Source organism: Haloferax sp. KTX1 (assembly GCF_902410085.1).
Classification (GTDB): Archaea; Halobacteriota; Halobacteria; order Halobacteriales; family Haloferacaceae; genus Haloferax; species Haloferax massiliensis.
The window spans coordinates 22,228-42,157 of record NZ_CABPRH010000011.1; the positions used below are offsets into that span (position 1 = coordinate 22,228).

Sequence of the window (19,930 nt, forward strand, 5' to 3'; positions counted from 1 at the left end):
GGCCCCGTAACCACGACAGCGGACTAGGTTACATCCCGAACAACACACCGATTCAAACACGATTCCAACAACAGATGACCAACGAACTTCACGGCGTAAATCCCCCGCTTATCACCCCGCTCGACGCTGACGGCCAACTGAAAGACGACGCGTTCAGAGACGAGATTCGCTACCATCTCGACGCCGGCGTTTCCGGCGTCGTCGTCGGCGGAAGCACCGGCGAAGGAATGCGGATGAGCAACGACCAGCTCCAGCACCTCTACGAGGTCGCGGTCGACGAAGTCGACGGCGCGGTTCCCGTGGTCGCGGGAGTCATCGCGCGGCAGACGCACGAGGCCACCACGAAAGCGGGACTCGCCCGCGATGCTGGCGCCGACTTCCTCATGGTGATGCCACCGACGGGGTACGCCGGCTCGCACATGGCCGACAACGACTCTATTCGCGACTACTACCGCGCGATTGCGGACGTCTCAGAGCTGCCAATCGTCATTTACGACGTCATGGCGTTGCTCGACCTCGACGCGGAACTCGTCGGCGACCTCGTCCGGGACATCCCGGAAGTCGCCGGCATCAAGGTCAGCAGCACGCTCGGCAACTTGACGCACTACCTCCGAGCCATCGGCGACGACGGATTCGTGCTCGGCGGGATGAGCATCGCGCAGTTCCCGACGTACACGCTGGGCGTCAACGGCGGTATCGTGGGTATCAGCAGCGTCTGCCCGCGCGTCTCCGTCCAAATCTGGGAGGCCACGCAGCGCGGCGACTACGACCGCGCCCGCGAGCTTCACCTCTCTATCGTGCCGCTCATCCGCGCCGCGATGGAGGACTACGAGTCGAACTTCCCCGCCGGCGAAAAAGCCGCCATCGACGTCCTCGGGCGCGACGCGGGCCATCTCTTCCACCCGTTCGATGAGGTGGCGAACGGCGACGAGAAACGCGCGGCGATCGAGCAGGCCGTCGCACACATGCACGAACGAGGAACCAGAGAAGTGGTCCCCGCCGACGATTAGGGCGGTCCCCCGTACGGATCTGTCTGCCATCCAACCGCGACGCAGACGCCGGTGCCGTCCTGCCTGCGACGACCCGGCGTACGGCCAGCGTCCCCTGCCGGCTTCCCTTCTGTATCACTCACGTACCGTTTCCGACGCGTGTCCGGTTCGGAACCCGATGTTCTCGTCGCCTCGTGTGTCACGTCACTGCCGGTGACTCTCCCAGACGGTTCGTAAAATCCCGCTCTCGGGTCGGCGTTACCAGTCGACCCAGTCTCGGTCGGCGATTCGTAGCTCGCGGTCGATATCGTCGATGCGAGCGAGTTCCTCCGACGCGAGTTCGATGTCCGCGGCGTCGAGGTTTCCTCGGATGTGGTCTTCGCTCGACGCCTTCGGGATGGGGTGGACCCCGTCTTTCGAGAGCAGCCACGCGATGGCGACCTGCGCCTCGCTGAGGCCGTTCTCGCGGGCGATATCGGTTATCTCCGGAATCTCGAAGACCTTGCCGCGGGCGAGCGGCGAGTAGGCGACGACGTCGATATCGTGACCGCGACAGTACTCGATGAGGTCCGGTTGCGGGAGCAGCGGATGCAGTTCGACCTGATTGACGGCGATTGGGGCGTCGCAGGCGGCCCGCGCCTCGTCGAGCAGGTCGGGGGTGAAGTTACTCACGCCGACGTTCCGAATCAGGCCCTCGTCCCGGAGTTCGGAAAACGCGCCGAGCGTGTCGGCGGCGTCGTAGTCCTTCGCCGGCCAGTGCACGTAGAGGACGTCGACGTAGTCCACGCCGAGGCGGTCGAGGCTCTCGGAGACCGCTTCGGGGACGCGCTCGGACGCGAGGTCGCCCGGCCAGAGCTTCGTCCCCAGCGTTATCTCCTCGCGGTCGACGTCCGCCCGTTCGATTCCGTCGCCGACGTAGGCCTCGTTGTCGTACAGTTGCGCCGTGTCGATGTGGCGGTAGCCCATCTCCAGCGCCGTTCGGACGCTCTCCGCACAGGCGTCCGGGTCGGTGTTCTGCCACGTTCCGAAGCCGACTCTCGGCTCTCCAAATACCATGGTCGTCAGTACGTTCTCGGATACTCCTACAATAATCTATGGGGGAGGATAGCCATCGAGGGTCGCGCTCCGCCCGCTTTCGTCCCTCTCTTCTACCTCGGTGACTGCGGTGATGGGAAGATTTTTACCGTTGGTTCATGAAGAATTGGCACGTTCCATGAGTACAATCAACAAGCATGGCTCTCGGGCTCGGGAACTACGAGACGAGGTGTTCGAGTTCCTCTCGAAAAAGAAGGTACTGGCCGCGCTGACGATTCTCCCGCCGATGTTGCTCTTCACGTTCGTGAATCTCGTTCCGATTGTCGGCGTCATCGGCGCGAGTTTCTTCAGCATCAACGCCTTCTCGAACGAGTGGCAGTGGATCGGCGTCGCCAACTTCGAGACGCTCTTGTCGAGCGATTCGTTTTACGATGCGCTCAGCCGGTCGGTCGTCTACGCGGGCGGTTCGGTCGTCATTCAGGTGGTCTTCGGCACCGCCCTCGCGTTGCTGCTCAACCGGTCGTTCAAGTTCGTCAACATCGCGCGGACGTTCGCGATTCTCCCGTATCTCATCCCGAACGCGGTCATCGGTTTCATGGCGCTCTGGATGCTCAACTCGCAGTGGGGAATCGTCAACCAACTCGCCGTCCAGATCGGTCTCACCCAGGGATACGTGTCGTTCTTCGGCAACCAGACCTCGGCGATGATCGCGGCGATTCTCACGAGTAGTTGGAAGGACTCCATCTTCGTCACGGTGATGGTGCTCGCTCGGCTGCAGGCCATCCCGGAGAGCTTCTACGAAGCCGCGAAGATGTCCGGCGCGACGGCGTACCAGCGCTTCCGGGACATCACCTTACCGAACCTGAAGGGCGTGTTCTTCATCGTGCTGCTGCTGCGCGCGGTGTGGATGTTCAACACCTTCGACTACATCTGGGTCCTCACGCAGGGCGGCCCCCGGGGGGCGACGACGACCGCACCCATCTACGCGTACAACGTCGCCTTCGGGACGAGCCGACTCGGTATCGCGGCGGCCGTCTCGACCGTGTTGTTCATCGTGTTGTTGGTCGCGGCGGTGTTGTACTTCCGTATCTTCGAACCGTCCGCGGAGGTGCGTGCAGAATGAGCATTCGCAACGACATCGGGCAGAAGTGGTCGAGCGTCAAGCAGCGGACCGTCGACAAGCCGTGGAACCCGCTGACGCACCTCTCGCACCAGGGTCGGTCGAGAGGGTGGAACCTGCTTTTGAACGCCCTGTTGGTGCTGCTGCTGTTCGTCGTCATCTTCCCGATCTTCTGGATGGTCAGCACGGCGCTGCGGCCGACCGACATGATCTACAACGTTCCGCAGACGCTGTTGCCGCAGGCCCTCTCGGTCGAGAACTTCGTCAACACGTTCGAGGGGACGAACTTCCCGACGTACTTCACGAACAGCATGATCCTCTCGGTCGGCGTCGTCGGCGTCACGACGTCGATGTCGACGCTCGCGGGCTACGGGCTCACGCGCATCGACATCCCGCACAAGAAGACGTTCGCGAGAATCATCCTCTTCGGGTACATGTTCCCGCAGATCCTGCTCGCGATTCCGATGTTCATCTTCTGGAGTCGCATCGGCCTCATCAACAGCCACCTCGGTCTCATCCTCGCGGTCACGGCGACCGCGCTTCCGTTCGGCATCTGGCTGATGTGGAAGTTCTTCCAGAACGTCCCCATCTCGTTGGAGGAGTCCGCCCAGATGGCGGGCGCGTCGCCGTTCCGCGCGTTCTACGAGATCGCGCTGCCGATGGCGAAACCCGGCGTCATCGCGGTCGCCATCTTCTCGTACGCGACGGCGTGGGGCGCGTACACGATTCCCCGAATCATCATGCCGACGAGCGAGAACTGGCCGCTGACCGTCGGTATCCACATGTTCACGATTCAGAAACAGACGCTCTGGGGGGAGGTGATGGCCGCGAGCGTGATGATGGTCATCCCGGCGTTCATCTTCGTCTTCGCGCTCCAGAAGTACCTCCTCGAAGGCTTCGAAGTCGGCGGGCAGATGTGACGCTCGGCCGACCCCCCTCACCGACGTAACCTCGCTTTCTTCTCCTCTCGTTTCGAGGCCGAGAAACTGCAGCCACCGAAACGTATAATGGTAACGTCTCTCAATCTGTATGTGGTTGTCAATCATGACTATTGAGGTCAGCTCCCTGCGAAAAGAGTTCAGTTCGCCGTCCGGCACGATCACGGCCGTCGATGGCATCGACTTCAGCATCGACGAGGGTGATTTCTTCACGTTCGTCGGTCCCTCCGGGTGTGGGAAGACGACGACGCTCCGCTGTATCGCGGGGCTCGAAACGCCGACGAGCGGGAGCATCCGATTCGATGGCGAGGACATGACGGGGAAGCCGGCTCACAAGCGGAACTTAGCGATGATGTTCCAGAACATCGCGCTCTACCCGCACATGAAGGTGAAAGAGAACATCTCCTACCCGCTGAAAGTCCGGAACGTTCCGAAACAAGAGCGCTACGAGAACGCCGAGGAGGCCGCGGACATCATGCAGATTCGCGAACTGCTGGAGAAGTACCCCGGCGAACTCAGCGGTGGTCAGCAACAGCGGGCCGCCTTAGCGCGAACCATCGTCCACGAACCGGAGGCGTTCCTGATGGACGAGCCACTGAGCGACCTCGACGCGAAGCTCAAAGTCGAGATTCGCAAGGAGATTCAGCGCGTCCACGACCGCGTGAAGAAGCCGACGATCTACGTGACCCACGACCAGGAGGAGGCGATGACGATGAGCGACCGTATCGCGGTGTTCAACGACGGCGGCATCGAGCAGATCGGGACGCCGGACGAACTCTACCAGCGGCCGACGAACCGGTTCGTGGCGAACTTCATCGGCAACCCGTCGATGAACTTCTTCGACGGCACCGTCGACCGCGCGAGCGGAGAGACGGTCGTCGTGTCGGTCGACGGCCGAGAGGTCGAGCTTCAGGTGGTCGATTCCACGGCGGTCGGCGTCGGCGACGAAGTCACGGTCGGCGTCCGCCCCGAAGACGTCGCGCTCGACCGGAACCACGGCGACCTCGAAGGCGAAATCACCCTCATCGAGCGGATCGGAAAGCAGATGCTGGCGACCATCGAGGGCCCGCAGGGCGAAGTCCGGGTGACGCTCCCGGCCGACAACTCCTACGAAAAAGGCGAGGTGATCCGCCTCGCTATCGAGGCTCGGGCGACGCATCTCTTCGATTCCGGCTCCGACGATGTCGTGACTCGCGGCCCGGACGTGTGACGAGGTGACCGATGAACTGGCTGCGTCACCGCGATTCGACCGTGTTCGACCGAGTCAGGAACCCGGAGTACACGGGTGACAATCGGTGTCTCCCCTGTACCGGCGTGAACGCCGTCTTCGCCGTCGCCCTCGCCGGAGTCGTCGCGTGGGTGGGGTCGCCGCTCTTGGGTGCTGTCGCACTCGCGGCGTCGGCCGCGGCCATCGCCCTCCGGGGGTATCTGATACCGGGCACGCCGACGCTGACACAGCGATATCTTCCCTCGCAGGTGATGGCGTATTTCGAACACGGGTCAGAACAGACGGCGGTCGATTCGCACTCGGAGTCAGTCGGCGTGACCAACGCCGACCGCGACAACGTCCTCGTCGAAAACGGCGTGCTCGTGCCGTGCGACCGCGGGGCCGATTTCTGTCTGACGGACGCCGTTCGTCGCGCGTGGACGGACGCAATCGACACGATTGACGGCGACGTCGACGCCGCACTCTCGGCGTCCGCGCTCGTCGACGCCGAGCCGTCTGCGCTCGCGGTCGACGAATCGGCCGGCGACTTCGCCGTCTCCGTCGACGGGGCGCACGCCGGTCGGTGGCCCTCGCGCGAAGCGTTCCTCGCCGACGCGGCCGGTGCGGTTGCGTTGGCGGACGAGCTCCCGGATTGGCACGGGCTGTCTTCGAGAACGCGCGGCATCGCCCTCGGCGAACTTCGACTGTTCCTCGACCGCTGTCCGACCTGCGGCGGCGAACCCGATTTTCAGCATCGAACCGAAGAGACGTGCTGTCGGACGCGAACCGTCACGACGATGCGGTGTGCGGACTGCGACGCCTCGTTCGTCGAAGTCGTCGGCGCGTGACCCGTTTCGCTACCGCCTGCGGTATCTTTAATATCCCCGCCCCAACTCTGTGAAACAGACGCATGCTAGCTTCACCCAAGAGAGTCGAGAGTGCCGAACACACCGTCGTCTACCACGGTGACGGCGAGTTCTCGGCGTGGCCGTTCAACGGCGGGATGTGGAAGACCGACGACGGCGTGGTCGTCGCGTTCATCAACCACGACTGCGACTACTCGGTGCCGGAAAACCTCCACGACGCCAAAGTCGTTCGCTACGGGAGCGTCGTCTCGCCGACCGAGAACAAGCAGAATCAGTTGAGCCACGCGCGCATCGAGACCTACGGCGCTATCCGTGCGATGCGAACTACCGACGGCGGCGACACGTGGACGGACGACGGCGTCATCTCGGATAACGTCGAGACCTCCGAACAGGTGCTCTACAACGAGATTCCGGACGTCGAACCCCACGACTTCTCGAACCGGGATACCCTCATGGCCTGTTGGTCGTCGCCGCATTCGGCCGCCTCGGACGCGGTCCCCTGGGTGAAACTGTCCGACGACGGTGGTGACTCGTGGAGCGACGCGAAGCGCCTCCCGATGTTCGACTTCGAGCGGATACAGGGCCGTCCGTCGTACATCACGCGCGAAGACGGCACGCTCCTGTTGATGCTGACGGGAAAAACGGCCACCGACCCCCACGACGTGCCGATCGTGTACGCGTCGTTCGACGGGGGACAGAACTGGTCGTTCCTGTCGCAGATCGGCGGGAGCGAGAAGTACCGCATGCTGTGTCCCTCGCCGGTGCTGCTCGACGACGGGTCGCTCGTCGCGGCCGTTCGGTGTAAGATCTCAGTCGACTGCGAGTGGACCGAAATCTACCGCTCGACCGACGACGGGCGCAACTGGTCGTTCGTCTCGCGCGTGAACGACCTCGGCGCACCGAGCAAGCTCCTGGCGTACGACGGGTCCCTCGTGTGTATCTACGGCTACCGCCACCCGCCGTACGGCATCCGCGCCCGCGTGAGCCACGACGACGGTGCAACGTGGAGCCGCGAATGGATTCTCCGTGACGACGGCGCGAACTACGACCTCGGCTACCCGCGGGCGGCCGTGCTCGACGACGGGACCATCCTCGCCACGTACTATTTCAACAAACAGGACGACGACGTCGCCGTCGACGGGGGTCCAAGACACATCGCCGCGACCAGATTCGACCCGCAGGAACTACTGGCTGACCGGTGACCTCTCACCAGATACCCTCGTACCCACGCTTTCGTCACTCGTAGCTGGATTCCACACCGGAGTCTCCGGGAACTGTATTCGCTCCGAGTGTACGGACTCACGTCTCCTCAACGGCACGTGCCCGCAATCATTCTTGTATGTTCATCACAACATAACCGGTGGCAGACTATCTGTGGGTATGACTGGGGAGACAATTTTCCGGACAGATTAGCTTATCATATTTTGTTCTATCGAGAATATCTGTCTAACTTCGAGTACTATGTCCTCTATAGAGATTTCTGTTTGCCATCGAGAGTTCGTATGACTACTCAGGACTGGTAAAATCGTATCCACAGCGACATAGTATAGTTCTAAAACAACAATTCTAGTGGTGCCGGAAATTGGATTCGGGCTCCGGTAGAGCCACACACCGGCTACGTGGGTGGATACGACCACCGAACCGCTCGGCCCCTCGTGAAAACGGTCGACGTCGGCACGCCACGGTCAGGCCGCCGCCCGCTACGTGCGGCCGAACTCGTCGTCTATCATCGCCAGCGCCCCGCCGGCATTGAAAAGCAGGCGGCTCACGACCACCCACGTCGGCACCGCGAGGACGACCAGCGCGACGGTGCTCGCGACGGGCGACAGCGGCGGCAACAGCCCGCGGTAGAACCACACGATGGCGAACGTCAGGACGATGCGGAGCATCGGTTTGACGGCGATACTCATCTGTCGTCGTCACCTCGGCCGTCGGTGACGAGCGTCGGTTCGGCGTCGAAGTTCTCGATGCTGAACCGCTCGTCGACGCCCTGTGCGGCGCTCGGGACGCCCGCGCCGGTCTCGAACTCGTCGACGTGGATACAGGCGGCCTTGTGGCCGCCGGTCGCGCCCGCCACGTCGTCGAGCGTCGGGTCGACCGACGCGCACTCTTCTGTCGCCTCGGGACACCGCGGGTTGAACGAACAGCCCGACGGCGGGTCGAGCGGCGAGGGGACCTCGCCTTCGAGCACCTGTCGCTGCCGCGCGAGTTCGGGCACCGGCTGCGGAATCGCGCCCAACAGCGCCCGCGTGTAGGGGTGTTGGGGGTTCGAGAACAGCTCGTCGGCGTCGGCGAGTTCGACGATTTCGCCGAGGTACATCACAGCCACGCGGTCGCAGACGTGGCGAATCACGCTGAGGTCGTGAGCGATGAACAGAAGCGTCAGGTCGAACTCCTCCTGCAGGTCGTCGAGGAGGTTGAGAATCTGCGCCTGAATCGACACGTCGAGCGCGGAGACGGGCTCGTCGGCGACGATAAAATCGGGGTCGACCGCGAGCGCGCGGGCGATGCCGACGCGCTGGCGCTGACCGCCGGAGAACTCGTGGGGGTAGCGGTTGGAGTACTGCGGCGGCAGGCCGACGGTCTCCATGAGTTCGTCCACGCGGGCGTCGCGTTCGCCCTCGTAGAGGCCGTGAATCTCCATCGGCTGTTTGATTATCTGGCCGACGGTCTTCCGGCGGTTGAGACTCGACGCGGGGTCCTGGAAGACGATTTGGATGCGCTTTCGCATCTCCGTCATCTCCCGGTCCGACAGCGCCGTCAGGTCCGTGCCGTCGTAGCTGACCGTCCCCTCCGTGGGCTCGTCCAGTCGGAGGACCGACCGCGCCGTCGTCGACTTGCCGGAGCCCGACTCGCCGACGAGGCCGAGCGTCTCGCCGCGCTCGATGTCGAAGCTGACGCCGTTGACGGCCTTCACCGTCTCGTCGGCCCCGAGCAGGCGGTCGATGAAGCCGTCGTTCTGCGTGAAGTGCTTGTGGAGTCCCGAGACGGACAACAGCGGCTCGTCGCTCATCGCGACTCACCTCCGTCGGTCGCGGGGGCTGCGGGACCGCCGCCGTCAGCTTCCACGGGGTCGGTCTCGATGGCCGACGGCGAGAGGTCGTAGCCGCGGGCGTGGAGACACGCCGCCTCCCGGCCGGGTTCGACCTCCCGCAGTTCGGGGTCGTACGACTCGCACTCGGCGGTCGCGTGGGGACACCGCGGGTGGAACGAACAGCCCGACGGCAGGTCGGTGAGGTTCGGCACGTCGCCCTCGACGGGCGTCAGCCGGTCGGTGTCGTCGGTCAGCCGCGGAATCGACCGCATGAGGCCGCGGGTGTAGGGGTGCCGCGGGTTCTCGAAGAGGTCGTCCACGCCGGCGCGCTCGACGACGCGGCCGCCGTAGGCGACGGCGACGCGGTCGCAGGTCCCGGCGACGACGCCGAGGTCGTGCGTGATGAGGATGATGCTCATCCCGTACTTCTCCTGCAGTCTGTCGAGGACGTTGAATATCTGCGTCTCGATGGTCACGTCGAGCGCCGTCGTCGGCTCGTCGGCGATGAGCACGTCGGGTTCGCAGGAGATAGCCATCGCCAGCAGCGCGCGCTGACGCATCCCGCCGGAGAACTGGTGGGGGTAGTTGTCCACGCGCGAGGTCGGTTCGGGGATGCCCACGTCGGCCATGAGTTCGATGGTCCGCTCGCGGGCCGCCGCGTCCGACACGTCCTGGTGGGTCTTGATGACCCGGCTGATCTGGTCGCCGACGGTGAACACGGGGTTGAGGCTCGTCATCGGGTCCTGGAACATCATCGCGATGTCGTTGCCCCGAATCGACCGCATCTCGGCCTCGCTTTTTTCGAGCAGGTCGTCGCCGCGGTAGCGGACGCTCCCCCCCTCGATGCGACCGGGGGAGTCGACGAGTTGGAGCATCGACAGCGCGGTCACGGACTTGCCGGAGCCCGACTCGCCGACGATGCCCAGCGTCTCGCCCTCGTAGAGGTCGAACGACGAGCCGTCGACGGCCTTGACCGTCCCCTCGTCGGTGTAGAACCGCGTGACGAGGTCGCGGATTTCGAGCACGGGCCGCTCGTCGGGTTCGGCGCTCATCGCTCGCCTCCGTCGTTGCGGGGGTCGAGCGCGTCGCGCAGGCCGTCGCCGAGCAGGTTGAACCCGAGGATGGTGACGACGATGACGAGCCCGGGGAACACCGAGTACCACCACTCGCCGCTGTAGAGGTAGCCGCGGGCGTTCGACAGCATCAGCCCGAGGCTCGCGTTCGGCGGCTGGATGCCCAGCCCGAGGAACGACAGCGCGGCGCTGGCGAGGACGGCCGTCCCCATGTACAGCGTCCCCTGGACCACGACGGTCGGCAGGGTGTTGACGGCGATGTCCTTCACGAGGATGTGTCGGTCGCTCGCGCCGAGGGACTTCGCGGCGTCGATGTAGTCCTCTTCCATCTCCTTGAGGACGGACCCGCGCATGACGCGCGCGAAACTCGGAATGTAGACGACGCCGATGACGGCGATGACCTTCACGATGTTCGGGAGCGTAAAGGAGCCGTACTCCGTGCTTCCGACCCCGAGGACGCCGAGCACCGCGATGGCGAGGATGAGACTCGGGAAGGAAAACAGGATGTCCATGAAGCGCATGATGACCTCGTCGACCCACGTGTTGCGGTAGTAGCCCGCAATCGCGCCGGCGGTCACGCCGAGCGCCATCGCGAAGCCGACGACGCCGAGCGAGACGGTCATCAGCGTCCGCAATCCGTAGATGATGCGCGAGAGGATGTCCCGACCGTGGTGGTCGGTGCCGAGGTAGGCCGTCGTCGTGCCGACGACTTCGCCGGCGTCGTTCTCGACGAGCATCTCGGTGCCCATCGGCATCGGGTTGTGTTCGCCGTCCGGTGCCTCGAACTGCGTCGTCGGGTCGTGGGGGGCGAGAAACGGCGCGAACAGCGCGGTCAGGAGCATCGTGAGGATGATCGCGCTCCCCACGAGCGAGAGGGTGTTCTGGCGGAACTCCTTCCAGAACATCTCGAACTGACTGTGGTGCGTGCCGGGGGCCTGCGCGGCCGGCACCGCCTCGTCCGTGTGGTCTGTCGTTGCCATGTTAGTTTCCATCGTGTCTGATGCGGGGGTCGAGGTAGGCGTACAGCACGTCCACCGCGAGGTTCGCGAAGACGAACACGCTCGCGATGAACAGGATGAGCGCCTGGATGATGCGGTAGTCGCGGCGGTCGATGGCCAGTATCAGGAGCTTCCCGACGCCGGGGAGGTTGAACACCGTCTCGGTCAGAATCGCGCCGTTCATCAGTTGGCCGAGTCCGACGCCGATGACGGTCACGACGGGGATGAGCGCGTTCTTCGAGGCGTCCTTGAGGACGATTTCGCGCGCGCCGATGCCCATCGCGCGGGCGGTCTTGACGTAGTCCTGACTGAGCGTGTCCAGCATCTCCGAGCGCATCATCCGGGCGATGAGCGCGGAGTAGGCCGTCCCGAGCGTGATGACCGGGAGGAACAACTGCTGGAGGTTCGCCACCGGGTCGACCCACGGGGGCGTCCAGCCGCCGGTCGCCCACGGGAACGAAAACTGCACCGCGAATATCATGATGAGGATGATGCCCAGCCAGAAGTCGGGAATCGAGATGCCCGACAGCGCGGCGATGCGCGCGGCGTGGTCCGCGGGCTTGTCCTTCCGGACGGCGCTGATGATGCCCGCCGGGATGGCGATGAGCACGGCCGTGATCATGCTGAGAATCGAGAGTTCGACCGTCAGCGGGATGCGCTCGACGATGATGTCGGTCACGGGCGTCCCCTGTTGGACCGTCCACGACACGCCGAAGTCGCCCTGCAGCGCGTCGAACACCCACATGCCGTACTGGACGTACAGCGGGCGGTTGAGCCCCATCTCCAGCCGAATCTGTCTGACGAGCTCTTCGTTGCTGAGCGGGCCGAGCATCACCCGCACCGGCCCGCCCGGGGCGAGGTGGACGAGCGCGAAGACGACGACGCTCACCCCGAGGAGGACGGGAACGCTCAACAGCAGGCGCTTGAGGACGAACCGGGACATGCTCACGGCTGAGTCACCTCCACGGTCGCCGCCGGCGGTCGACGAGTCCGACGCGAACGCGTGTGCATCGGCTCCTCACTCACCCTTCGAGACGAAGCGGTAGTTGTCCTGGAACGTGCCCACCTCGTAGTCGTTGACGGCGTTGCGCCACGCTTCGAGCTTGTTCACGTAGGCGATGTCGATCTGGATGCCGTGTTCGACGAGGTACTCTTCGAGTTCCCAGACGATTTCCTTCTGTTCCTGTTCGTCCGTCGACGCCTGCGCCTCGCGGAGCTTCGAGACGTACCACTCGTGACCGTTCGAGAAGTCGCCCTCGGCGTCCTCGGGCGCGGCGGGGCCGCTCGGCGCGTAGATGTCTTCGAGGTCCTCGGACGGGTGGTGCCAGTTGTTGTGGTTGTGGTTGTTGTCGGCGTAGCCCGCGTCGAGCCACGACGTGGCGACCGGAATCGACTGCGCCCAGTCCTCCATCGCGGCGTGCCACGAATCGGTGCTGTACACCTGGTTGAGGAGCGTGGACTTGTCGACGGCGGTGACGCTGGCCTCGATGCCGATTTTCGACAGCTGGTTCTGGATGACGACGGCCTCGTCTTTGAACCACGACCCCTTCGTGGCGATGATGTCCATCTCGAAGCCGTCGGGGTTGCCCGCGAGTTCGAGTTCCTTCTGGGCCTTCTCGGGGTCGTACATCTGCATCTCCTTGAGCTTCGGCGAGGTCCAGTCGCTGTCGGGGTACCACGGTCCCTTCTGGACCGCGCCCTGCCCGTAGAACACCTCGTCGAGAATCTCCTCGCGGTCGATGCCGAACAGCACCGCGCGGCGGTTGTGCCGGTTGCTCATCGGGTTGCCCTCGGACTCCATCAAGTTCACGTACAGCACCTGCGTGAAGTTTCCGGGGACGGACTCGGTCGTGATGTCCGGCTGGCCGCTGAGGCTCTCGAAGTCCTTCGGGGGGACCTTGTCGGTCAGGTCGAGCTGGCCCGAACGGAGGTTCGCGAGGCGCGTGGAGTCCTCGCCGATGAAGTCGAACCTGAACTCGTCGACGGCGGGCGCGCCGTCCTTCCAGTAGTCCTCGTTCTTTTCGAGGAGGACGTGACTGCCGCTTTTCCACTCGACGAATTTGAACGCGCCGGTGCCCGCGCCGGAGGGGTCCTGCGTGAGGTCGGTCGCGAGGCCGCTCGGCCCTTTGCCCTCCGCGGTGTCGCCGCGGGAGCCCTCGGGGACGATGCCTTCGAGCCCGCGCGTGAGCCACCAGTTGAGCGTCCCGAACGGCTGGGAGAGGTTGAGCCGGAGCGTCCGGTCGCCGACGATTTCGGTGTCCTCGACGAACGGGAGGCGGCTCTTGACCGGCGAGTTGTTGTCGGGGTTGAGAATCCAGTCGACGGAGTACTTGAAGTCCTCGACGGTGACCTCGTCGCCGTTGTGGAACGTGATACCCTCGCGGAGCGTGTACTCGAACGCGGTCCCGCCGTCGACGGGGTCGGGAACCTCAGTCACGAGCCCGGGCTGCAGCTCGGAGTCGGGCGTCAGTTCGATGACCTCGTCGTAGACGAGGCCGCCGATGGTGCTGGTCGCGGTGTCCGTCCAGAGCGCGGGGTCGAAGTTCCACGGCTCCGCGGCGAGCGCGACGTTGACGCGGACGGTCTCCCCCGAGTCGCCCGACGAACTGCTCTCGGTGCTTCCACCGCTCGTTTCGGTCCCGTCGGAGCCACCGGAGCCACCGGAGTCACCGCCGGTGCAGCCCGCGAACGCCGTCGCGCCGACCGCACTCGCGGCCGCGATAAATTGCCGTCTGTCCATGTTTATCTCGGTAATGTTGTCGTCTGCCATTGTTTTCTGGAGCTACGTACACACCCTTGTAGCGGTACGCGTGATACCTTAGCTCATGAAACACCGTTATTTATAGCTTTGCCAAACTCTCACAATCTTGGCACTATCTCCCACTATAGTCCGGTCGAGTTCGTTGTGCTACCGCTTCCCAAACAGTTTAACGGGGTGGTTGCAATGTCGGGGGCATGGCGTACGCCAGCACGCTCTCCCTGCGAGAGTTACGACAGGACCTTCACGCCCATCCGGAGTCCGGATGGAAGGAGTTCCGCACGACCGCACTCATCGCCGCCGCGCTCGACGACCGCGAGTTCACGCTCCATCTCGGTTCCGACGCCGTCGCCGAAGACGAGCGCCTCGGGGTCCCCGACGACGACGCGGTCGCGGCCGCGATCGAGCGAGCACGCGAAGAAGGCGCACCCGAGGCCTACCTCGACCGGATGGACGGCGTCACGGGCCTCGTCGCCGAGAAGCGGTTCGGCGACGGGCCGACCGTCGGCGTCCGCGTCGACATGGACGCCCTCGAACGCACCGAGTCGAGCGACGAGGAACACCGCCCCGCGAAGCTCGGCTTCGCGAGCACGCACCCCACCGAGATGCACGCGTGCGGTCACGACGGCCACACCGCCATCGGTCTCGGCATCGCCCGCGACATCGACGACGACGGCGGGTTCGACGGCACGCTCCGGCTGTTCTTCCAGCCGGCGGAGGAGGGCGGCCGCGGCGGTAAGCCGATGAGCGAGACCGACCTGCTTTCCGACATCGACTACTTCCTCGCGCTCCACCTCGGCCTCGGCAACCCCACGGGGACCGTCATCGCCGCCTACGAGAACCCGCTTTCGAACGCGAAGCTCGACGTGACCTTCGAGGGCGCGCCGAGCCACGCGGGCAACGCGCCCAACGAGGGGCGCAACGCGCTGCACGCGGCGACGGCTGCGGTCCAGAACCTCTACGGGATTCCGCGCCACGCCGACGGCGCGACCCGCATCAACGTCGGGAAGTTCGAGTCGCCCAACCCCCAGAACATCATCGCCGAGGAGGCGCGCCTCCGCGTCGAGGTCCGCGGCGGGACCGCCGAGTTGAACGAGTACATGCTCGGAAAGGCTCGGCGCGTGCTCGACCACGCCGCGGGCATGCACGACGTGTCCGTCGAGACGGGGCTGTACGGGAAGACGGCGACGTTCACGGCCGACGACGAGATGATAGAAGCCGTCCTCGCGTCGGCGGCCGACCTCGACGACGTGACCGAGACGGTCCCGCGACTCGACATCGGGGGGAGCGAAGACGCCTCCTACCTCATCCGGCGCGTGCAGGAACACGGCGGGAAGGCGACCTACGTCGGCATCGGGGCGAGCAACGAGTTCGGCCACCACACCTCGCGGTTCGACATCGACGAGGACGCCCTCGACATCGGCGTCGACGTGGTGTGTCGGACGATTCGAACGCTCTAAGCGGCGGTTCGACCCGGCTGTTCGACCCCGACCAGCCGCGCGTCTCGCCCGCCGTCGCCGCCAGTTCCCCGTAGAACCTGCCACGAACACGCACAATTAATAGACGCCGTTTGTGAGTTGAGCCGAGCATGCAGGCCTCCCAGCAACGACTCCGCGAGGACATCGAAGCGAACGCCCGCTTCGGCGACATCGACGCGCCGGCGGGACGCGGCCGCACCGTCCTGACCGGGAGCGACGCCGACCGCCGCGCCCGCGAATATTTCGTCGAGCGACTGCGCGACGCCGGCCTCTCGGTCCGCGTCGACGCCGTGGGCAACATCGCCGGCCGGTGGGTTCCCGAGGGGGCCGACCCCGACGCGGCCCCCGTCGCCGCCGGCAGTCACCTCGATTCGGTCCCCGAGGGCGGCATCTTCGACGGCCCGCTCGGCGTCTACGCGGCGCTCGAAGCGGTCCGGACGCTCCAAGAACGGCAAGCGGACCTCGCGCTCGACCGCCCCATCGACGTCGTCTCGTTCACCGAGGAGGAGGGCGCGCGCTTCTCCCACGGCCTGCTCGGGTCGTCGGCGGCGACGGGGACGCGCGACGCCGGGGACGCGCTCGCGTTCCGCGACGCCGACGGTACGACTCTCGACGCGCACCTCGACGCCATCGACTTCCGCGGGACCGACACCGTCGACGCCGCGGCGTGGGACGCGTGGGCCGAACTCCACATCGAACAGGGGACGGTGCTGGAGTCCGCGGGCGCGTCGGTCGGCGTCGTCGACGCCATCACCGGCATCACGACCTGCGCGGCCGACATCGTCGGCGAGGCCGACCACGCCGGCGCGACGCCGATGGACGAGCGCCGCGACGCGCTGGTCGCCGCGAGCGAGTTCGTCGTGGAGTTTCGAGCCGCGGCCGACGACGTGGCGCAAAATCGGAGTTCGACCGCCGTGGGGACCGTCGGCCAGTTCGACGTGGCCCCGAACGCCCGCAACATCGTCCCCGGGGAGGTCGCCCTGCAGATGGACATCCGCGACGTGGACTACCGCGCGATGGACGCCATCGCCGAGCGGGCCGCCGCCGCGCTCGACGAACTCGAAGCCGCCCACCCGGTCGAGACGAACTTCGACCGCTACCGCGACCAGCGCCCGAGCCGGATGGCAGACGACTGCGTCGCCGCCGCCCTCGACGCCGCCGCGGCCGAAGATATCGACGCGAAACGGATGCACTCCGCGGCGATGCACGATACTGCAAATGTTGCCGACGTCACCGATGCCGTGCTCCTGTTCGCTCCGTCGGCGGACGGCCTCTCGCACAACCCCCGCGAATGGACCGATTGGGAGGACTGTGCGACCGCGGCGACGGTTCTCGCGGGGACGCTCGCTCGTCTCGCCGGCGCGTGAGCCGCGGCCGGCGGCCCGCCTCGTTGCGAACTAGTTTTCCGTTTTCACACATTTCACGGCCATATTTGCGTCTCTACCGCGGTTTCGTCGCGACCGCGGCATCCGTCTCGATATGTGACACGCGACACTGAGTCAGCCCGTGTCGCGGGCGGACGCTCGTGTACCCGCGTCTGGGGCGCGCTCGAACGCGAACCGCGGCTTCCCGTGCCGCTCCGGTCGAACCCTCGCCCCGAGAGTTATCGAGTTTACCCCGCGAAACCTGCGGCTACTCGCTCTGTCCCGGGCGTTGTCATCAAATACAACGACTCTCCGGGACGTGTGCGGCGCGGCCGCGAACAGCGCCGGCGAGCGACCGGATACCGGGGGAGACGCTGATTCCGCGTATCTGACAATCGATGGGGTTCGAGCGACGGGCGTCGCTTCGGGTGTGTCACGGGTCGCGCGCTCGTTCACGCAAGTCGGGCCCCGGTCGTCTCACGGCCCGTCGTTTGCTGGACAATTATCGAGTGATATCCGCTTCGAGCCCCGGTCTCAACACCGATTTCCCTCATCCCGTTTCGATTGCAAGATATTCGGAACAGCTATGACACCAGATGGACGTTCTCGTAGCATGCCCGAGAACCCCAACACCGATGCGCCGTCCCGCACGCTGAGCACGGTGGACACGGCGGTCAGCGTCGTCCGGGCGCTCGAAGAGTTAAACGGGGCGCGCGTCGCCGAGTTAGTCGACTACCTGGACCTCTCGAAGTCCACGGTGTACAACCACCTCGCGACCCTGCGGAAGAACAACCTCGTCGCCAAGGACGGCGACAGCTACCATCTCAGCCTCCAGTTCCTGCTTCTGGGCGAGTACGTGCGCAACCAGCAGATACTCTACCAGGTCGGCAAGGAGGAAGTCGAGGCGCTCGCGGAGAAGACCGGCGAGTACGCCCACCTCTCGACCGAACAGCACGGCCTGCGCATCAGCCTGCTCAAGGTGCGCGGCGAGCGCGCGGTCGGCAGCCAGTACCAGCGCTCGAAGATTCAGCGCCCGGATAACCTCCACGCGTCGTCGACCGGGAAGGCCATCCTCGCGTTCCTCCCGCGCAGTCGGGTCGAGGAAATCGTCGACCAACACGGCCTGCCGGCGAAGACCGACGCGACCATCACCGACCGCGACGCGCTGTTCGACGAACTCGACGCCATTCGGGAGCGGGGATACGCCTGCAACGACGAGGAGGAGATCGAGGGCCTCCGCGCGGTCGGCGCGCCGATTCGAGACCGCAACGGCACCGTCCTCGGCGCGCTGAGCGTCTCGGGGCCGACGAGTCGCATCAAAGGCGAGCAGTTCCGCGACACCATCCCCGAGATGGTCACGAGCACGGCCAACATCATCGAGGTGAACATGAACATGGCGGCGCGGAGTTCCAACGCCGGACGCTTCGACTGAACCGCCCACCACCGACGGCCATGACACAGATATGCCCGTAATCTTTTGTGGCATCTCTCTCGATTTCGGGGGTGTTCGGTCGGGCGATTCGGCGCTCTGACCGCCGTCCCGACCGTTACACCGGGGATAATCCTCGTACCGTCACCGGAAATATCAGGTGTTTGAACACTGTCGGTGTTGTGATTCGAAGAGCCGTCCCGCAGCCGTCGTCCGCCGCTCGAAGGGGGGAGAACTGAACCGTCAGTCTCGCCTCTCGTGGGTGAACGGTGTCTCTCCGATGTCGACGCGCTCCAAGGTAATCGTCCGTATCTCCATGTCTTCCAAGACAGCGCCCCACCCGCCGACGACGGCCGTTTCATCGCCCGTGTCGAGCGTGAGGTTCTTGTACGCACCCAGGTCAGACAGTGCCAATCGCGACGGCGGTCGCTCGTCTCCGTAGAACGAGATGTCGGCGACGCTCCCTTCGACAGTCGTCTCTCCTCCATCCGCGAGGTCGACACCTTCGACAGTGACCCCGAGTTCGAACCCGCTTTCCCAAAGCGGGACGATATCCCGAATGAACTCTTCGATAGTGACGTAGGTGAACTGGTCTTCGGCGTCGAGGTAGACGGTCGGGTAGAGGTTCCACAGGCAGGTGAGGAAGAACCAGTGAAAGACAAACGGCAGGATACGGTCGTAGACGAGGACGCCGTAGTCTTCGTCGGAGCGCGTGTTCGGTCCGAAACACGTCCTGTTTCGGTCGATGACGACGAGGAACGGTCCCGGAATGGTACACACGCGAAGCTCTGAGAGCACCCCACTCGGGCCGAACGCTGCGGGTGGTTCGTCACCCCGGTCGATGTAGACGGACGCACGGACGACGACACCTCGGTCGCGGGCCTCTCGAAGCGCCGGGGAAAGCGACTGGAGCTGTTCGAACGACCCGGCGACCTCAACGACGGTTTCCGCGTCGTCGATGAGGTCCTGTGCGTTCTCGACCGCTGTGTCGACACGCTTGGTGACGCCGACTCGGGCGTCCATCCGCTCGGGAGTTCGGTACCGCTCGCGGACCGCTTCAGCAGCATCGTGGAGGAGTTCACCCCTGGACTCTAGGTCCGCCATCGCCGCCTCCGGGTCGCACGGCTGGACGTACAGTTTCTCTCGTTCGATCGTTTCGACGTATCCCTTCGATTCGAGGCCCCGGAGAACGTCGTACACTTGCGAGACGGGGACGGCGCTCTCACGGCCCACCTCGATAGCAGGTGAGACGCCCATTTCGAGGAGTGTGAGATAGGCGTCGGCTTGGTACGACGTGAGGTCCGCGTATTCGAGGGCTTTCGTCAGCGTTTCGCGGTCCATACCCGCACCCACACAATCGTTCACCATGAATACTTCGCTGATGCCCGCCCCCGATTCGGGGGGTCGCTTGCGTTCGACCGGTACGTGGCACGACGCCCGTGTGGGGGATTTCGACCCCCCAAAGCGCTGCCGTCGCTCGCGAACAGTTCATTGTTCGGATTCCCCAGTAATAGTTGAATCACTGCCACTATCTCGGACGTCGTTGGTGGGCGATATACTACATCCGGGACCCGTCGGAGACACCGCTCCCGAGATCGCGACTCACCCAGGCCAGTCGAACGTACGATGCCTGTCTCGAAC

17 protein-coding genes are annotated in these 19,930 nt (G+C 64.9%); 9 read left to right on the forward strand and 8 right to left on the reverse strand.

Translation table 11 applies throughout. The features are described 5' to 3' along the window. Positions 1-74: 74 nt before the first annotated feature. Positions 75-1,010, forward strand: a complete 936-nt coding sequence (locus FY251_RS16010; RefSeq protein ID WP_148416079.1) for a dihydrodipicolinate synthase family protein — start codon at positions 75-77, stop codon at positions 1,008-1,010. Between the two features lie 237 nt (positions 1,011-1,247). On the opposite strand, the gene FY251_RS16015 is transcribed toward FY251_RS16010, so the two are convergent. Next, positions 1,248-2,045 (reverse strand): aldo/keto reductase, encoded by a 798-nt coding sequence (locus FY251_RS16015; RefSeq protein ID WP_148416080.1) that lies wholly within the window; start codon positions 2,043-2,045, stop codon positions 1,248-1,250. A 157-nt stretch (positions 2,046-2,202) separates the two neighbouring features. Between FY251_RS16015 and FY251_RS16020 the strand changes: the two genes are divergently transcribed. The 5 genes from FY251_RS16020 (at position 2,203) to FY251_RS16040 (ending at position 7,357) form a co-directional block, all read left to right on the forward strand. Beyond that, complete coding sequence (locus FY251_RS16020) at positions 2,203-3,147, forward strand: carbohydrate ABC transporter permease (protein ID WP_148416081.1); 945 nt, start codon at positions 2,203-2,205, stop codon at positions 3,145-3,147. Further along, positions 3,144-4,064 (forward strand): carbohydrate ABC transporter permease, encoded by a 921-nt coding sequence (locus tag FY251_RS16025; RefSeq protein WP_148416082.1) that lies wholly within the window; start codon positions 3,144-3,146, stop codon positions 4,062-4,064. The genes FY251_RS16020 and FY251_RS16025 overlap by 4 nt, the downstream gene beginning before the upstream one ends. A gap of 124 nt (positions 4,065-4,188) precedes the next feature. Continuing rightward, entirely contained in the window at positions 4,189-5,292 is a 1,104-nt protein-coding gene (locus FY251_RS16030) for an ABC transporter ATP-binding protein (RefSeq protein ID WP_148416083.1), read from the forward strand. Positions 5,293-5,303: 11 nt separating this feature from the next. Further along, positions 5,304-6,137 (forward strand): hypothetical protein, encoded by an 834-nt coding sequence (locus FY251_RS16035; RefSeq protein ID WP_255516724.1) that lies wholly within the window; start codon positions 5,304-5,306, stop codon positions 6,135-6,137. A gap of 62 nt (positions 6,138-6,199) precedes the next feature. Continuing rightward, positions 6,200-7,357 (forward strand): sialidase family protein, encoded by a 1,158-nt coding sequence (locus tag FY251_RS16040; protein ID WP_148416084.1) that lies wholly within the window; start codon positions 6,200-6,202, stop codon positions 7,355-7,357. A gap of 498 nt (positions 7,358-7,855) precedes the next feature. Here FY251_RS16040 and FY251_RS16045 read toward each other — a convergent pair whose 3' ends face one another. The 6 genes from FY251_RS16045 to FY251_RS16070 form a co-directional block, all read right to left on the reverse strand. Further along, on the reverse strand, positions 7,856-8,065 hold the full coding sequence (locus FY251_RS16045) for a hypothetical protein (protein ID WP_148416085.1): 210 nt from the start codon (positions 8,063-8,065) through the stop codon (positions 7,856-7,858). Beyond that, complete coding sequence (locus tag FY251_RS16050; protein ID WP_148416086.1) at positions 8,062-9,168, reverse strand: ABC transporter ATP-binding protein; 1,107 nt, start codon at positions 9,166-9,168, stop codon at positions 8,062-8,064. The genes FY251_RS16045 and FY251_RS16050 overlap by 4 nt, the downstream gene beginning before the upstream one ends. Further along, the gene (locus FY251_RS16055; RefSeq protein WP_148416087.1) at positions 9,165-10,241 is read right to left on the reverse strand and encodes an ABC transporter ATP-binding protein; all 1,077 of its coding nucleotides are present in this window, start codon (positions 10,239-10,241) and stop codon (positions 9,165-9,167) included. Before FY251_RS16055 ends, FY251_RS16050 begins: the two co-directional genes overlap by 4 nt. Further along, entirely contained in the window at positions 10,238-11,242 is a 1,005-nt protein-coding gene (locus FY251_RS16060) for an ABC transporter permease (protein WP_148416088.1), read from the reverse strand. The genes FY251_RS16055 and FY251_RS16060 overlap by 4 nt, the downstream gene beginning before the upstream one ends. Before the next feature lies 1 nt (position 11,243). Further along, positions 11,244-12,203: an ABC transporter permease gene (locus tag FY251_RS16065; RefSeq protein WP_148416182.1), complete on the reverse strand. Its 960-nt coding sequence runs from the start codon at positions 12,201-12,203 to the stop codon at positions 11,244-11,246. 75 nt (positions 12,204-12,278) lie between these two features. Further along, a complete protein-coding gene (locus FY251_RS16070) occupies positions 12,279-14,030 on the reverse strand; it encodes an ABC transporter substrate-binding protein (protein WP_148416089.1) in 1,752 nt (583 codons plus the stop codon). 185 nt (positions 14,031-14,215) lie between these two features. Here FY251_RS16070 and FY251_RS16075 point away from each other — a divergent pair, with 185 nt between their 5' ends. From FY251_RS16075 to FY251_RS16085, 3 genes are all read left to right on the forward strand, one after another. Continuing rightward, positions 14,216-15,478 (forward strand): amidohydrolase, encoded by a 1,263-nt coding sequence (locus FY251_RS16075; RefSeq protein WP_148416090.1) that lies wholly within the window; start codon positions 14,216-14,218, stop codon positions 15,476-15,478. Between the two features lie 128 nt (positions 15,479-15,606). Continuing rightward, positions 15,607-16,863 carry a hydantoinase/carbamoylase family amidase gene (locus FY251_RS16080; protein WP_148416091.1) on the forward strand — a complete coding sequence of 419 codons (1,257 nt, stop codon included), beginning with the start codon at positions 15,607-15,609 and terminating at the stop codon, positions 16,861-16,863. A 610-nt stretch (positions 16,864-17,473) separates the two neighbouring features. Next, positions 17,474-18,292 carry an IclR family transcriptional regulator gene (locus FY251_RS16085; RefSeq protein WP_148416092.1) on the forward strand — a complete coding sequence of 273 codons (819 nt, stop codon included), beginning with the start codon at positions 17,474-17,476 and terminating at the stop codon, positions 18,290-18,292. Positions 18,293-18,532: 240 nt separating this feature from the next. Here FY251_RS16085 and FY251_RS16090 read toward each other — a convergent pair whose 3' ends face one another. After that, positions 18,533-19,630: a TrmB family transcriptional regulator gene (locus tag FY251_RS16090; RefSeq protein ID WP_148416093.1), complete on the reverse strand. Its 1,098-nt coding sequence runs from the start codon at positions 19,628-19,630 to the stop codon at positions 18,533-18,535. Positions 19,631-19,930 lie beyond the last annotated feature (300 nt).

Bases quoted from the DNA above. Each gene is read 5' to 3' on its own strand.
- FY251_RS16065 (WP_148416182.1), bottom strand. From the start codon at position 12,203: ATGTCCCGGTTCGTCCTCAAGCGCCTGCTGTTGAGCGTTCCCGTCCTC.
- FY251_RS16075 (WP_148416090.1), top strand. From the start codon at position 14,216: ATGGCGTACGCCAGCACGCTCTCCCTGCGAGAGTTACGACAGGACCTT.
- FY251_RS16030 (WP_148416083.1), top strand. From the start codon at position 4,189: ATGACTATTGAGGTCAGCTCCCTGCGAAAAGAGTTCAGTTCGCCGTCC.
- FY251_RS16085 (WP_148416092.1), top strand. From the start codon at position 17,474: ATGCCCGAGAACCCCAACACCGATGCGCCGTCCCGCACGCTGAGCACG.
- FY251_RS16090 (WP_148416093.1), bottom strand. From the start codon at position 19,630: ATGGACCGCGAAACGCTGACGAAAGCCCTCGAATACGCGGACCTCACG.
- FY251_RS16025 (WP_148416082.1), top strand. From the start codon at position 3,144: ATGAGCATTCGCAACGACATCGGGCAGAAGTGGTCGAGCGTCAAGCAG.
- FY251_RS16015 (WP_148416080.1), bottom strand. From the start codon at position 2,045: ATGGTATTTGGAGAGCCGAGAGTCGGCTTCGGAACGTGGCAGAACACC.
- FY251_RS16010 (WP_148416079.1), top strand. From the start codon at position 75: ATGACCAACGAACTTCACGGCGTAAATCCCCCGCTTATCACCCCGCTC.
- FY251_RS16035 (WP_255516724.1), top strand. From the start codon at position 5,304: ATGAACTGGCTGCGTCACCGCGATTCGACCGTGTTCGACCGAGTCAGG.
- FY251_RS16070 (WP_148416089.1), bottom strand. From the start codon at position 14,030: ATGGCAGACGACAACATTACCGAGATAAACATGGACAGACGGCAATTT.
- FY251_RS16045 (WP_148416085.1), bottom strand. From the start codon at position 8,065: ATGAGTATCGCCGTCAAACCGATGCTCCGCATCGTCCTGACGTTCGCC.
- FY251_RS16055 (WP_148416087.1), bottom strand. From the start codon at position 10,241: ATGAGCGCCGAACCCGACGAGCGGCCCGTGCTCGAAATCCGCGACCTC.
- FY251_RS16020 (WP_148416081.1), top strand. From the start codon at position 2,203: ATGAGTACAATCAACAAGCATGGCTCTCGGGCTCGGGAACTACGAGAC.
- FY251_RS16050 (WP_148416086.1), bottom strand. From the start codon at position 9,168: ATGAGCGACGAGCCGCTGTTGTCCGTCTCGGGACTCCACAAGCACTTC.
- FY251_RS16080 (WP_148416091.1), top strand. From the start codon at position 15,607: ATGCAGGCCTCCCAGCAACGACTCCGCGAGGACATCGAAGCGAACGCC.
- FY251_RS16040 (WP_148416084.1), top strand. From the start codon at position 6,200: ATGCTAGCTTCACCCAAGAGAGTCGAGAGTGCCGAACACACCGTCGTC.
- FY251_RS16060 (WP_148416088.1), bottom strand. From the start codon at position 11,242: ATGGCAACGACAGACCACACGGACGAGGCGGTGCCGGCCGCGCAGGCC.